Source organism: Streptomyces sp. MNU76 (assembly GCF_020982545.1).
Classification (GTDB): Bacteria; Actinomycetota; Actinomycetes; order Streptomycetales; family Streptomycetaceae; genus Streptomyces.
Window position 1 is genome coordinate 319,658 of sequence record NZ_JAJKLK010000021.1, and the last position, 13,825, is coordinate 333,482.

13 protein-coding genes are annotated in these 13,825 nt (G+C 70.3%); 12 read left to right on the forward strand and 1 reads right to left on the reverse strand.

Annotation, left to right across the window (positions count from 1 at the left end):
- Nucleotides 1-23: 23 nt before the first annotated feature.
- Together E4N62_RS34395 and ffh are read left to right on the forward strand one after the other, a co-directional pair.
- Nucleotides 24-2,474, forward strand: coding sequence for a [protein-PII] uridylyltransferase (locus E4N62_RS34395; protein ID WP_230220743.1), 2,451 nt, complete (start codon nucleotides 24-26; stop codon nucleotides 2,472-2,474).
- 148 nt (nucleotides 2,475-2,622) lie between these two features.
- On the forward strand, nucleotides 2,623-4,173 hold the full coding sequence (ffh, locus tag E4N62_RS34400) for a signal recognition particle protein (RefSeq protein WP_230220745.1): 1,551 nt from the start codon (nucleotides 2,623-2,625) through the stop codon (nucleotides 4,171-4,173).
- Nucleotides 4,174-4,465: 292 nt separating this feature from the next.
- Here ffh and E4N62_RS34405 read toward each other — a convergent pair whose 3' ends face one another.
- The gene (locus E4N62_RS34405; protein WP_230220747.1) at nucleotides 4,466-5,224 is read right to left on the reverse strand and encodes an SAM-dependent methyltransferase; all 759 of its coding nucleotides are present in this window, start codon (nucleotides 5,222-5,224) and stop codon (nucleotides 4,466-4,468) included.
- A gap of 304 nt (nucleotides 5,225-5,528) precedes the next feature.
- Here E4N62_RS34405 and proS point away from each other — a divergent pair, with 304 nt between their 5' ends.
- The 10 genes from proS (at nucleotide 5,529) to lepB (E4N62_RS34455) (ending at nucleotide 13,770) form a co-directional block, all read left to right on the forward strand.
- A complete protein-coding gene (proS, locus tag E4N62_RS34410; RefSeq protein ID WP_230220749.1) occupies nucleotides 5,529-6,944 on the forward strand; it encodes a proline--tRNA ligase in 1,416 nt (471 codons plus the stop codon).
- Nucleotides 6,945-7,369: 425 nt separating this feature from the next.
- A complete protein-coding gene (locus E4N62_RS34415) occupies nucleotides 7,370-7,966 on the forward strand; it encodes a hypothetical protein (RefSeq protein WP_033526923.1) in 597 nt (198 codons plus the stop codon).
- A 364-nt stretch (nucleotides 7,967-8,330) separates the two neighbouring features.
- A complete protein-coding gene (rpsP, locus tag E4N62_RS34420) occupies nucleotides 8,331-8,759 on the forward strand; it encodes a 30S ribosomal protein S16 (protein WP_230220751.1) in 429 nt (142 codons plus the stop codon).
- Nucleotides 8,760-8,761: 2 nt separating this feature from the next.
- Nucleotides 8,762-9,001, forward strand: a complete 240-nt coding sequence (locus E4N62_RS34425) for an RNA-binding protein (protein ID WP_033526925.1) — start codon at nucleotides 8,762-8,764, stop codon at nucleotides 8,999-9,001.
- Between the two features lie 128 nt (nucleotides 9,002-9,129).
- Entirely contained in the window at nucleotides 9,130-9,672 is a 543-nt protein-coding gene (rimM, locus tag E4N62_RS34430) for a ribosome maturation factor RimM (protein ID WP_215449200.1), read from the forward strand.
- Nucleotides 9,672-10,505 carry a tRNA (guanosine(37)-N1)-methyltransferase TrmD gene (gene trmD / locus E4N62_RS34435; RefSeq protein ID WP_230220753.1) on the forward strand — a complete coding sequence of 278 codons (834 nt, stop codon included), beginning with the start codon at nucleotides 9,672-9,674 and terminating at the stop codon, nucleotides 10,503-10,505. The genes rimM and trmD overlap by 1 nt, the downstream gene beginning before the upstream one ends.
- Nucleotides 10,506-10,639: 134 nt before the next feature.
- Nucleotides 10,640-10,990: a 50S ribosomal protein L19 gene (gene rplS / locus E4N62_RS34440; protein ID WP_033526928.1), complete on the forward strand. Its 351-nt coding sequence runs from the start codon at nucleotides 10,640-10,642 to the stop codon at nucleotides 10,988-10,990.
- Between the two features lie 57 nt (nucleotides 10,991-11,047).
- Nucleotides 11,048-11,776 carry a signal peptidase I gene (lepB, locus tag E4N62_RS34445; RefSeq protein ID WP_230220755.1) on the forward strand — a complete coding sequence of 243 codons (729 nt, stop codon included), beginning with the start codon at nucleotides 11,048-11,050 and terminating at the stop codon, nucleotides 11,774-11,776.
- Nucleotides 11,769-12,908, forward strand: coding sequence for a signal peptidase I (gene lepB / locus E4N62_RS34450; RefSeq protein WP_230220757.1), 1,140 nt, complete (start codon nucleotides 11,769-11,771; stop codon nucleotides 12,906-12,908). Before lepB (E4N62_RS34445) ends, lepB (E4N62_RS34450) begins: the two co-directional genes overlap by 8 nt.
- Nucleotides 12,862-13,770, forward strand: coding sequence for a signal peptidase I (gene lepB, locus E4N62_RS34455; protein WP_374117129.1), 909 nt, complete (start codon nucleotides 12,862-12,864; stop codon nucleotides 13,768-13,770). The genes lepB (E4N62_RS34450) and lepB (E4N62_RS34455) overlap by 47 nt, the downstream gene beginning before the upstream one ends.
- Nucleotides 13,771-13,825: the final 55 nt, after the last annotated feature.

Genomic DNA, 13,825 nt, shown 5'->3' on the forward strand with positions numbered 1-13,825 from the left:
AAGAGAAGAACAGGAGTCGCTGGGTGACGAGTACGGACGTACGTACGGATGCAGAGGACTCGGGACCCAGCGGCTATGCGGCGGCCCGGCTGCGCCTCCTCCAGGAGGGGGCGCGGTCCGGGCCGCCGCGCCGTTCGGCCCTGGCCGAACTGACCGACGACTGGCTGGCCGGCCTCTTCGGGGCGGGAGCCACCGAGCCGCGCGGGGTCTCCCTCGTGGCCGTCGGGGGATACGGGCGGGGCGAACTCTCGCCCCGCAGCGACCTGGATCTGCTGCTCCTGCACGACGGGTCCGACGAGCAGGCGGTGGCCGCGCTGGCCGACCGCATCTGGTACCCCGTCTGGGATCTGGGGCTGGCCCTCGACCACTCCGTGCGCACCCCCGCCGAGGCCCGCAAGACGGCCGGCGAGGACCTCAAGGTGCAACTGGGGCTACTGGACGCCCGCCATATCGCCGGTGATCTGGGCCTGACCGCCGGGCTGCGGACCTCCGTCCTCGCCGACTGGCGCAACCAGGCGCCCAAACGCCTCCCGGAGCTCCAGGAACTGTGCGCCGAGCGGGCCGAACGGCAGGGGGAGCTGCAGTACCTGCTGGAACCCGACCTCAAGGAGGCGCGCGGCGGGTTGCGTGACGCCACCGCCCTGCGCGCCGTCGCCGCCTCCTGGCTCGCGGACGCCCCGCGCGAGGGGCTCGCCGACGCCCGGCGCCGCCTGCTCGACGTCCGGGACGCGCTGCACCTCTCCACCGGGCGCGCGACCGACCGGCTCGCGCTCCAGGAACAGGACCAGGTCGCCGCCGAGCTGGGGCTGCTGGACGCCGACACCCTGCTGCGCCAGGTGTACGAGGCGGCGCGGGTCATCTCGTATGCCAGTGATGTCACCTGGCGTGAAGTGGGGCGCGTGCTGCGTTCGCGCGCCGTGCGGCCCCGGCTGCGCGCCATGCTCGGCGGGGGCAAGCCGGCTCCCGAGCGGTCGCCGCTGGCCGAGGGCGTGGTCGAGCAGGACGGCGAGGTCGTGCTCGCACGCGCCGCCCGGCCCGAGCGGGACCCCGTGCTGCCCCTGCGCGCCGCTGCCGCTGCCGCCCAGGCGGGACTGCCGCTGTCCCTGCACGCCGTACGCCGCCTCGCGGCCACCGCCCGGCCGCTCTCGACGCCCTGGCCGGCGGAGGCGCGCGAGCAGCTCGTCACTCTGTTGGGCTCCGGGCGTCCGACCGTCGACGTCTGGGAGGCGCTGGAGGCCGAAGGCCTCATCACCCATCTGCTGCCCGACTGGGAGCGGGTGCGCTGCCGGCCGCAGCGCAACGCCGTGCACATCTGGACCGTCGACCGGCACCTCATCGAGACCGCGGTCCAGGCCTCGGAGATGACCCGCCGGGTGCACCGGCCCGATTTGCTGCTCGTCGCCGCGCTGCTGCACGACATCGGCAAGGGCTGGCCCGGCGACCACTCCGTGGCCGGCGAGATCATCGTCAAGGACGTGGCCGCCAGGATCGGCTTCGACCGCGACGACGTGGCGGTGCTCTCCACCCTCGTACGGCATCATCTGCTGCTCGTCGACACCGCCACCCGGCGTGATCTGGAGGACCCGGCCACCGTCCGCTCGGTGGCCGACGCCGTCGGATCGCCGGGCACGCTCGAACTGCTGCACGCGCTGACCGAGGCGGACGCGCTGGCCACCGGCCCCGCCGCCTGGTCGTCGTGGCGCGCCTCCCTCGTCTCCGAACTCGTCCAGCGGGTCGACGCGCTGTTCGCCGGGGACGAGCCGGAGGAGCCGGAGCCCGGTGAGACCAGCGCCGAGCAGGAGCGGCTCGCCATCGAGGCGTTCCGCACGGGCGGGCCGGTGCTGTCGCTGCGCGCGCAGACGGAGGCCCCGGCCGAGGAGACGGACGACAAGGCGGACCCCGAGCCGCTCGGGGTCGAACTGCTCATCGCCGTGCCCGACCAGGCGGGCGTGCTGCCCGCGGTCGCCGGCGTGCTCGCCATGCACCGGCTCACCGTGCGCACGGCCGAACTGCGCAGCTTCGACCTCCCGGACGGCGTCGAGGGCTCGGTCCTGCTGCTGAACTGGCGGGTCGCCGCCGAGTACGGCTCGCTGCCCCAGGCGGCCCGGCTCCGCGCCGACCTCGTCCGGGCGCTCGACGGCTCCCTGGACATCACCGGGCGGCTCGCCGAGCGGGACGCGGCCCACCCCCGGCGACGGGGCGTGGTCGCGCCTCCGCCGCGCGTCACGGTGGCCCCGGCGGCCTCCCGGCACGCCACGGTCATCGAGGTCCGCGCCCAGGACGCGCCCGGGCTCCTGCACCGCATCGGACGGGCCCTGGAGGACGCGCACGTTCGCGTGCGCAGCGCGCACGTCAGCACGCTGGGCGCCAACGCCGTGGACGCGTTCTACGTCACCGGACCGAAGGGGGCGCCGCTGCCGGGCGACGAGGCCGCGTCCGTGGCGCGCAAGCTGGAGGAGACTCTGCGCGGCTGACCACGTCGGGTACGGGACCGCCCGGTTCCGTACCTGACGCGTCCGGGTTCCGTCACCGTTGTCCACAGGGGTGGAGACCTGACCACACCCAGACAGATACCCTGGAGGGCAGCCCACCCTGCCCCCGACTCCGAGGACCGACACCGCCGTGTTCGATACGCTCTCCGATCGCCTCTCAGCGACTTTCAAGAACCTGCGCGGCAAGGGGCGCCTTTCCGAGGCCGACATCGACGCCACGGCGCGCGAGATCCGCATCGCGCTCCTGGAGGCGGACGTCGCCCTGCCGGTCGTCCGGGGCTTCATCAAGAACGTCAAGGAGCGCGCGCTCGGCGCCGAGGTCTCCAAGGCGCTCAACCCGGCCCAGCAGGTCCTCAAGATCGTCAACGAGGAGCTGGTCGGAATCCTCGGCGGCGAGACCCGCCGTCTGCGCTTCGCCAAGCAGCCGCCGACCGTGATCATGCTCGCGGGTCTCCAGGGTGCCGGTAAGACGACCCTCGCGGGCAAGCTGGGCCGCTGGCTGAGGGAGCAGGGCCACTCGCCGCTCCTCGTCGCCTGCGACCTCCAGCGCCCGAACGCCGTCAACCAGCTCAGCGTGGTCGCCGAGCGCGCCGGTGTCGCGGTCTACGCCCCCGAGCCGGGCAACGGCGTGGGCGACCCGGTCAAGGTGGCCAAGGACTCCATCGAGTTCGCGAAGTCGAAGGTCCACGACATCGTGGTCGTCGACACCGCGGGCCGCCTGGGCATCGACCAGGAGATGATGCAGCAGGCCGCCGACATCCGGGACGCGGTCTCCCCGGACGAGATCCTCTTCGTCGTCGACGCGATGATCGGTCAGGACGCCGTCAACACGGCGGAGGCCTTCCGGGACGGCGTCGGCTTCGACGGCGTGGTCCTCTCCAAGCTCGACGGTGACGCCCGCGGTGGTGCCGCCCTGTCGATCGCCTCGGTCACCGGCAAGCCGATCATGTTCGCGTCGAACGGCGAGAAGCTCGACGAGTTCGACGCGTTCCACCCGGACCGGATGGCCTCCCGCATCCTCGACATGGGTGACCTGCTCACCCTGATCGAGCAGGCGGAGAAGACCTTCAGCCAGGAAGAGGCCGCCAAGATGGCCTCCAAGCTGGCGTCCAAGAAGGGGCAGGACTTCACGCTCGACGACTTCCTGGCCCAGATGGAGCAGGTCAGGAAGATGGGCAGCATCAGCAAGCTGCTCGGCATGCTGCCCGGCATGGGGCAGATCAAGGACCAGATCAACAACATCGACGAGCGTGACGTCGACCGCACGGCCGCGATCATCAAGTCGATGACCCCGGCCGAGCGTCAGGAGCCGACGATCATCAACGGCTCGCGCCGCGCCCGTATCGCCAAGGGCTCCGGTGTCGAGGTCAGCGCGGTGAAGAACCTCGTCGAGCGGTTCTTCGAGGCCCGCAAGATGATGTCCCGCATGGCCCAGGGCGGCGGCATGCCCGGGATGCCGGGGATGCCCGGCATGGGTGGCGGTCCCGGCCGGGCCAAGAAGCAGCCCAAGCAGGCCAAGGGCAAGCAGCGTTCGGGCAACCCGATGAAGCGCAAGCAGCAGGAGCAGGAGGAGGCCGCGCGCCGGGCCGCCGCGGCCCAGGGCGGCGCCTTCGGACTGCCGGGCCAGCAGGCCGGTCAGGACTTCGAGCTGCCGGACGAGTTCAAGAAGTTCATGGGCTGACCGCGACCCCGCGTTCCGTGAGGGCGAACGGCGGACGCCGCGTGACCGGCCGGGGGGTGTGGCCGGGCGCGCGGCGCCGGATGCCGTGCGTGGACGGCTGGGTGTGGTGTCGCTCGTCGTGCTCCTCGGTGACAACTCCCGTACGCGGATGTGTAGTTCCCCTGGACGATGCGCCAGGCTATGGGGGCCGTGCGGCGCTTGACCAAGCGAAAGCGCCACCGGCCCGCTTTCTTCACACCATTCACACCCGCACCGGAAGAAGTCTCGAAGACCTTTTCAGGGCGCCGACCTTTCAGGGCGTCCGTGCGATGAGGTAGCGGAAGACGTTCGGCATCCAGACCGTCCCGTCCCGACGGCGGTGCGGATGCAGCGCCTCGGTCAGTTCCTTGTCCACCTGGTCCTGGTCCGTGGCCCCGATCGCCGCGTCGAACAGCCCGGTCGACAGCAGCCCCCGCACGGCGTTGTCCACGTTGGCGTACCCGAAGGGGCAGGCCACCCGTCCGGAGCCGTCCGGCTTCAGACCGGCCCGCTGGGCGACCACCTCCAGGTCGTCCCGCAGCGCCGGACGCCAACTGCCGGCGCTGCGCAGGGGATCGGCGAGCTTCGTGGCCACGCGGAGCACCGCGGACGTGGTGCAGCGCTCCGGTGGGCCCCAGCCGGCGAGGACCACGGGGGTGCCGCGTTCCGCGAGCGGGGTCGCGGCGGCGAGCAGTTCGCCGAGCCCCTCGGAGTCGCCGGCCAGACAGCCGATCGGCTCGAAGGCGGTCACCAGGTTGTAGAGCGGTTCACCGGGCGCACGGGACACGTCCTCGGGGGCACCTTCGACGACCCGGGTGGCGGCGCCCGCGCGCGTGCCCCAGGACTCCGGCCGCAGCCGTTCCCGTGCCAGTGCCGTTCTCTCCGGGGCCGCCGAGTCGACGCCGGTGACCGCGGCTCCCCGCCCCGCCGCCATCAGCAGCGCGAGCCCCGACCCGCAGCCGAGGCCGAGCAGCCGCGTCCCGGTACCGACGTCGAGCCGCCGGTACACGGCCTCGTACAGCGGTACCAGCATCCGTTCCTGGATCTCCGCCCAGTCACGCGCGCGTGCACACCGGTCCACGCGGGTTGCCCTTCCCGCGCGAGGAAGTTGCTGCCGCACGAGCGTAGGTGTCATATCGAAAGCGCCCCAATCCGCCGTGAGTTGCCGTTGCCGGATTTCCTGGCCCCCGTGGCAGTGCGCGCTCGCACTCCCCCCGTATGCCAGGTAACTCCGCACCCGGCGACTCGTCCAGGGGTCTCGGACACCGTTCTGCGAACTGTCCAGGGATGGAAAAAAGAATTCACATCGCCGCAATATGCCCCCGTACCATTCGGCCATGGCAAAGGCACCCGTTCTCACGCCGCGCGCGCACGACTTCCCGCGCTGGTACCAGGATCTGATCACCAAGGCCGAACTGGCCGACAACGGTCCGGTGCGCGGCACCATGGTCATCCGACCGTACGGGTACGGCCTCTGGGAGCGGATGCAGCAGGAGATGGACACCCGGATCAAGGAGACGGGCACGCAGAACGCGTACTTCCCGCTGCTGATCCCGCAGTCGTACCTCACCCGTGAGGCTGAACACGTCGAGGGCTTCGCGCCCGAGCTGGCGGTCGTGACGCACGGCGGCGGCAAGGACCTCGAAGAGCCCGCGGTGGTCCGCCCCACCTCCGAGATGATCATCAATGCCTCCTTCTCGAAGTGGGTGCAGAGCTACCGTGACCTCCCCCTGCTGATCAACCAGTGGGCCAACGTGGTCCGTTGGGAGCTGCGCCCCCGCCTCTTCCTCCGCACGAGCGAATTCCTCTGGCAGGAGGGCCACACGGCGCACGCGACGTACGAGGAGGCGCGCGACTTCGCCGCGCACATCCACCGGGAGGTCTACGAGGACTTCATGGTGAACGTCCTCGCGATGGACGTCGTCCCGGGCCGCAAGACGGTCAAGGAGCGCTTCGCCGGTGCGATCAACACCCTCACGCTCGAAGGCATGATGGGCGACGGCAAGGCGCTGCAGATGGCCACCAGCCACGAACTGGGCCAGAACTTCGCCAAGGCCTTCAACACCCGCTACCTGTCGAAGGACGGCACGCAGGAACTCGTCTGGCAGACCTCCTGGGGATCCACCACCCGCATGATCGGCGCCCTGGTGATGATGCACGGCGACGACGCCGGCCTCCGCGTCCCGCCCAGGCTGGCCCAGGTCCAGGCCGTCGTCGTCGCGATCAAGGGCGACGACGCGGTTCTGGCCAAGGTCCGCGACCTGGGTGCGAGGCTGAAGGCGGCGGGCGTCCGCGTCCAGGTGGACGACCGCACGGACGTCCCGTTCGGCCGCCGAGCCGTCGACTGGGAGCTGAAGGGCGTGCCCGTACGCATCGAGGTCGGCCCCCGTGACCTGGAGAACGGCACCGCGATGCTCGCCCGCCGCATCCCGGGCGGCAAGGAGCCGGTCGCGCTCGACTCGCTCGTGCACCTGCTCCCCACCGTCCTGGAGGAGGACCAGGCGCTCCTGCTGCGGCAGTCGCGCGAGCGGCGCGAGTCCCGGACGACCGAGGTGTCCACGCTCGACGAGGCCATCGAGGCGGCCACGGCCGGCGGCTGGGCGCGGATCCCCTGGTCGACGCTGGGCGAGGACGGCGAGAACCGGCTCGGGGAGCACGCGGTGACCGTACGGTGTCTGGTCGCCGAGGACGGGTCGGTGCCCGACTCCTACGACGCACCCGGTAACGTCGCCGTCGTGGCGCGCGCTTACTAGGGGGTGTTTCGAAAGTCCTGTGCGGTGCCCGCGGTGTCCGGTGCGTGCTCTCGGCGTGCCGGACGAAAGCCCTCGTACTGGGTGTACTTGGGGTTTCGGCCGGTGCGGCGAGAGTGCGTGCCGGGCGCCGTGGGTGCTGTGCGGGACTTTCGAAACACCCCCTAGAGCACCCCGTTCCGCCGGGAGAGCGACCGAAACGTCCCTTGCGCATCTGCCGAACTCAGGTGCCCCGGCGCGCGGACCTCGTCCAAGCGCCGGGGCGTACGTGTGCCTACGTACCGCCTTGTGGCGAGCTGCGAGGCTTCTCCGCAGATCAGCGCACCCGCCCTCGTCAGGACGCACTAGTGGCAACTGACGGGTACGTGCAAATTATTTGGGATGGCCCGGAATCGGAACACAGGGGCACTCAGGCTCGTTGTCATTACGTGAGCACGACACAGACACCACCTGTTCTCGCCGCAGAACTGGCACAGGCGTGGGCCGACATTCAACGGCACCACCCCGAGCTGCCGGATCTTGCCGCTCCCGAGTCCCTGATCGGAGAGTCGTCGTCCGCTTGCGGGCACGAGCTCTCCTTCGAGCGACTGCTCCATGAGGCAGTCCATGGCATCGCCGCCGCGCGTGGGGTCCGCGACACCTCACGCGCCGGCCGGTACCACAACCGCAGATTCCTCGCGATCGCCGAGGAGCTCGGCCTCGACCACCCCGAGGAGCCGCATCCCAGCAGCGGTTTCTCGCTGGTCACGCTCAATCCCGAGGCCAAGCGTCGCTATCGCCCGACCATCGACAGACTGCAGCGCGCCCTCAAGGCGCATACCGCCGCGACCTCCGCGGACACGGCCCGCAGCTTCCGGGGGCCGGCCGCCCGGCACGGCTCCTCCGGAGGCGGCGTCCGCGTCAAGGCCGTGTGCGACTGCGGCCGCAACGTCCGCGTGGTCCCGTCCGTACTCGCCCAGGCCCCCATCGTCTGCGGCGGCTGCGGCAAGCCCTTCCGGATCCCGGAGGTCGTGGGCGCGGCGTGAGACGAGGGCGAGCCGAGGAGACGGCGAGCTGAACAGACGGCTGCTCGTGGCAGCCGTATCCGGTTCGCGGTCGGTCTGTGGTCCGCCCTCGCCGCGGGCAGTCGTGCCGCTGGACGTGGCACGGGTGGATGCGGGCGGCACCCGGTGAAGGAGTTCCTGGCGCCGGGTGCCGCTTCGGCATGACCGCGTGCACGCCCGGTGAGAGGCGAACCCCAGCGTGTGGCACAATGGCTAGCTGTACTCGACAGTCGCACAGGACCCCTCTCTCCTCCGGCTGACGCGTCCATCGGGCACTCGGGTACCGCAACCCCACGCGGCTCTCTCGCCGTGCCCAACCACGTCAAATCCAGGAGAACCCACTCCCGTGGCAGTCAAGATCAAGCTGAAGCGTCTGGGCAAGATCCGTTCGCCTCACTACCGCATCGTCGTCGCCGACTCCCGCACCCGTCGTGACGGCCGTGCGATCGAGGAGATCGGCAAGTACCACCCGACGTACAACCCGTCGGTCATCGAGGTCGACGAGGACCGTGTCGCGTACTGGCTGAGTGTCGGCGCGCAGCCGACCGAGCCCGTGCTCGCCATCCTGAAGAAGACCGGCGACTGGCAGAAGTTCAAGGGCGAGCCCGCCCCGGCGCCGCTGCTCGTGGCTCAGCCGAAGTCCTCGCGCCCGTCGTTCGAGGCCCTGGGCGGAGACGACGAGGGCAAGGGTGAGGCGATCACCCAGAAGAAGAAGGCCGACAAGAAGGACGAGGCCGCGGCTGAGTCTTCCGCGTCTGAGCCGACCGAGGCCTGAGCATGCTCGAGGAGGCTCTCGAGCACCTCGTCAAGGGCATCGTCGACTACCCCGACGATGTGCAGGTCGCTTCCCGCAACCTGCGCCGTGGGCGCGTACTCGAGGTCCGGGTCCACCCCGACGACCTCGGCAAGGTGATCGGCCGTAACGGCCGTACCGCCCGTGCCCTGCGTACCGTCGTGGGCGCCATCGGCGGCCGCGGTGTCCGTGTCGACCTCGTCGACGTGGACCACGTCCGCTGACGAACATCGCAGCACCGGCTCGGGCCGGGGAGGGCCACTGGGCCGTCCCCGGCCCGTAGTCGTATGCGTGGCATGAGTCCCATGCGTTGTATGAGTTGTATGAGTCGTATGACAGGAGATCGAGCACAGTGCAGCTCGTAGTCGCACGGATCGGCCGCGCCCACGGCATCAAGGGCGAGGTCACCGTCGAGGTCCGCACCGACGAACCGGAACTCCGGCTCGGCCCCGGCGCCGTCCTGCTCACGGACCCCGCTTCGACGGGCCCCCTCACCATCGAGACCGGCCGTGTCCACAGCGGCCGGCTGCTCCTGCGCTTCGAGGGCGTCCGGGACCGCAACGCCGCCGAGGCCCTCCGCAACACCCTGCTGATCGCGGAGGTGGACCCGGAGGAACTGCCGGAGGAGGAGGACGAGTACTACGACCACCAACTGATGGACCTGGACGTGGTCACCAAGGACGGCGTCGAGGTCGGCCGGATCACCGAGATCTCGCATCTGCCCTCCCAGGACCTGTTCATCGTCGAACGGCCCGACGGGAGCGAGGTGATGATCCCGTTCGTCGGGGAGATCGTCACCGAGATCGACCTGGAGGAGCAGAAGGCGGTCATCGACCCGCCGCCCGGTCTGATCGACGACCAGGCGGAGATCGCGTCCTCCCGGGACGAGTCCTGATGCGGCTCGACGTCGTCACGATCTTCCCCGAGTACCTCGAACCCCTGAACGTCTCCCTCGTCGGCAAGGCCCGCGCCCGTGGACAGCTCCAGGTGCACGTCCACGACCTGCGGGAATGGACGTACGACCGGCACAACACGGTCGACGACACCCCGTACGGCGGCGGCCCCGGCATGGTCATGAAGACCGACCCCTGGGGCGACGCACTCGACGACGTGCTGGCTCAGGGATACGAGACGGGATCCGCCCGGCCCGCGCTCATCGTCCCCACCCCCAGCGGCCGCCCCTTCACCCAGGCGCTCGCCGTCGAACTGTCCGAGCGTCCCTGGCTGGTCTTCACACCGGCGCGCTACGAGGGCATCGACCGGCGTGTGATCGACGAGTACGCCACCCGCATGCCGGTGTACGAGGTGTCCATCGGTGACTACGTCCTCGCCGGCGGCGAGGCGGCCGTCCTCGTCGTCACCGAGGCCGTGGCACGACTGCTGCCCGGCGTCCTCGGCAACGCCGAGTCCCACCGCGACGACTCCTTCGCGCCGGGCGTCATGGCCAACCTCCTGGAGGGGCCGGTGTACACCAAGCCCCCCGAGTGGCGCGGCCGGGACATCCCCGAGGTGCTGCTCAGCGGCCACCACGGCAGGATCGCGCGCTGGCGGCGGGACGAGGCGCTCAAGCGCACGGCCGCCAACCGGCCCGACCTCATCGAGCGCTGCGACCCCAAGGCCTTCGACAAGAAGGACCGCGAGATGCTCTCCATCCTGGGCTGGGCGCCGGATCCGGAGGGGGCGCCCCACGGCCGATTTTGGCGGCGGCCCGAAGGCGTGGAAGAATAGGCCGCTGTTGTGCGTCGTCCGGCGCGCGCCCCTGCCACAGGGGGACACGACGCCCGCCCCGACCCGGACAGCATCCTCTCGTACCACCTAGCTCCCGCCTATGACCTGTGGCATGGGCGAAGAAAGCAGACGCAATGTCTCACCTGCTCGACTCCCTCGACTCCGCGTCGCTGCGGAGCGACATCCCGGCGTTCCGCCCGGGTGACACCGTCAACGTCCACGTGCGCGTCATCGAGGGCAACCGCTCCCGTGTGCAGCAGTTCAAGGGCGTCGTCATCCGTCGCCAGGGCGCCGGTGTCCGCGAGACCTTCACGGTCCGCAAGGTCTCGTTCTCCGTCGGCGTCGAGCGCACCTTCCCGGTGCACACCCCGATCGTCGAGAAGATCGAGCTCGTCACCCGCGGTGACGTCCGTCGCGCCAAGCTGTACTACCTGCGCGAGCTGCGCGGCAAGGCGGCGAAGATCAAGGAGAAGCGCGACAACTGATCGCGCGTTCGAGTCACAAAAAGTCGTCACACCGGGGCCGGATACGATCTGGCCCCGATGGACACCGAAGCACAGCAGTACATGGAGCGCGACCGTTCCCCCCGCCCTTCCGGCGCGGAGGTCTCCGAGGAGATCTCCGACACAGGAGGGTCGGAGGAGCGGTCGCGTTTCGCGTGGGTGGACCGGACCACCGCGCGGGTGCCGGGCGGGGGATACACCCTGACGGTGCTGATCTGCCTGCTTTTTCTGGCGCTCTTCAGCAACTTCGTGATGCAGCCCTTCCAGATTCCCAGCAGCTCCATGGCCCACTCATTGAGGATCGGGGACCGCGTTCTCGTAAATAAGTTGGCGTACCGTTTCGGATCTGAGCCGCGGCGCGGTGACGTCGTCGTGTTCGACGGCACCGGCTATTTCGGGAACGCCGACTACGTCAAGCGCGTTGTCGGCGTGGGGGGAGACCGGGTGGTCTGCTGCGACCAGGAGGGGAGGCTTGAGGTGAACGGCCGGTGGGTCGACGAGTCGTCGTTTCTGTACCCGGGCGACAGCCCGTCGAACGTACCCTTCGACGTGGTCGTCCCCGAGGGCGGACTGTTCCTCCTCGGCGACCACCGCAGTGACTCCAGTGACTCCCGTGACCATCTCGGGTCCCCCGGCGGCGGCATGGTCCCCCTGGACTCCGTGATCGGCCGGGCCGAGTGGATCGTCTGGCCCGCCGACCACTGGACGCGTCTGGACCGCCCCGACGCGTACGCACGCGTGCCCGCCGCCGGCGGTGCGCATGGGTAACCGCGGCAAACCCCGCGGTGCCGCTCCCAGCACCCCGGCCGACAATCTGCTGCCCACCGGTACGCGCCGCTCCGGCGGCGCCGCCCGGCCGAGCCGCGTCGAGCGACGCAAGCTCGCGCGCAAGATCAAGCGGCGCAGACGGCGTTCGGCGGTCAAGGAGATCCCGCTCCTCGTCGGTGTCGCCGTCCTGATAGCGCTCGTCCTCAAGACCTTCCTCGTCCAGGCGTTCGTGATCCCGTCGGGCTCCATGGAGCAGACGATCCAGATCGGCGACCGCGTCCTGGTCGACAAGCTCACGCCCTGGTTCGGCTCCAAACCGACCCGTGGGGACGTCGTCGTCTTCAAGGACCCGGGCGGCTGGCTGGAGGACGAGCAGACGACGATCACCACCGAGGACCCGATCGTCATCAAGCAGATAAAGGAAGGCCTGCAGTTCATCGGCCTGCTCCCCTCCGACGACGAGAAGGACCTGATCAAACGCGTCGTCGCGGTCGGCGGAGACACCGTCAAGTGCTGTGACATCCAGGGTCGCGTCACGGTCAACGGCATGCCCCTGGACGAGACGGCGTACATCCACCCCGGCAACCAGCCCTCGACCCAGCGGTTCGAGGTGACCGTGCCGCAGGGCCGCCTGTGGGTGATGGGCGACCACCGGGAGAACTCCGCCGACTCACGCGCCCACCAGTCCGACGATTCGAAGACGGCTCAGTTCGGCGGTACGGTGCCGGAGGACTCCGTCGTCGGCCGGGCGGTCGTCATCGCCTGGCCGGTCGGTCACTGGGGGCAGTTGGAGGAGCCTGACACGTTCTCCGCGGTGCCGAGCGGGTCGACCACGGCCCTCGGCGCTTCGCATAGGGTGGCCCCCGCGGATCGAAACGGATTGATCCCCCTCCCGACCCCTGCGGAACTCCCGCTCGTTATGGGAGTGGTGGGCCTGCACCGGCTGTGGCGCGGGCGGCGGTACGGAGTGAGGAGTGGATGTGGGGGATTTGGCGGTCGGCGCACGGTCCGGACACGGTGGTTCCGAAGAACGGCCGGAGCGATCCGACGAGGCGGCTTCCCCGGCCGCGGAGAACGTGGAGGACGTGGAGAACGCGGTGAATTCCGAGGGGCCCGCCGGCTCCGGGAGTGACTCCCCGGACGGCGACGCGACGGACGGCGAGGACGGCGCACGGACCTCGGCCGGTGACGGCGACCAGGACGAGCGACCCAAGAAGAAGCAGCGCTCCTTCTGGAAGGAACTGCCGATCCTGATCGGCATCGCGCTGGTGCTCGCGCTGCTGATCAAGACGTTCCTGGTGCAGGCGTTCTCCATCCCCTCCGACTCGATGCAGAACACCCTGCAGGAGGGCGACCGGGTCCTGGTCGACAAGCTCACCCCGTGGTTCGGCTCGGAACCCGAGCGCGGCGAGGTCGTCGTCTTCCACGACCCGGACGGCTGGCTGGACGGCGAGCCGACGCTGGAGCCCAACGCCGTGCAGCGGGTGCTCGGCTGGATCGGCCTGATGCCGTCCGCCGAGGAGAAGGACCTCATCAAGCGGGTCGTCGGCGTGGCCGGCGACACCGTGGAGTGCAAGGGCACCGGCCCGCTCAAGGTCAACGGCAAGGCGCTGAACGAGCCGTACGTGTACCCGGGCAACACCCCCTGCACCGTCGACGACACCGGCGGCCAGTTCAAGGTGAAGGTGCCCGAGGGCAAAATCTGGGTCATGGGTGACCACCGGCAGAACTCGCTGGACTCCCGCTACCACCAGAACGACAGCAACAAGGGCATGGTCCCCGTGAGCCAGGCCGTGGGCCGCGCCATCGTGGTCGCCTGGCCTCCCACCCGCTGGTCCACGCTGCCGGTTCCCGACACCTTCGACCAGAACCTGAGCGCCGCCGCCCCCGGCGCGCTCGGCCTCGCGGGCGCGGTGCCGCTGGTGCTGTGGCGCCGACGCCGCCTTCTGGCCACCGAGAGCCCGAGGGTTTCTGGCACGCGTACCGCCGGGTAGGGTGCCGTCCCAGATCGCCGATCTTCCGTGGCCCGCCCGGCGCCCCGGAGGGTCG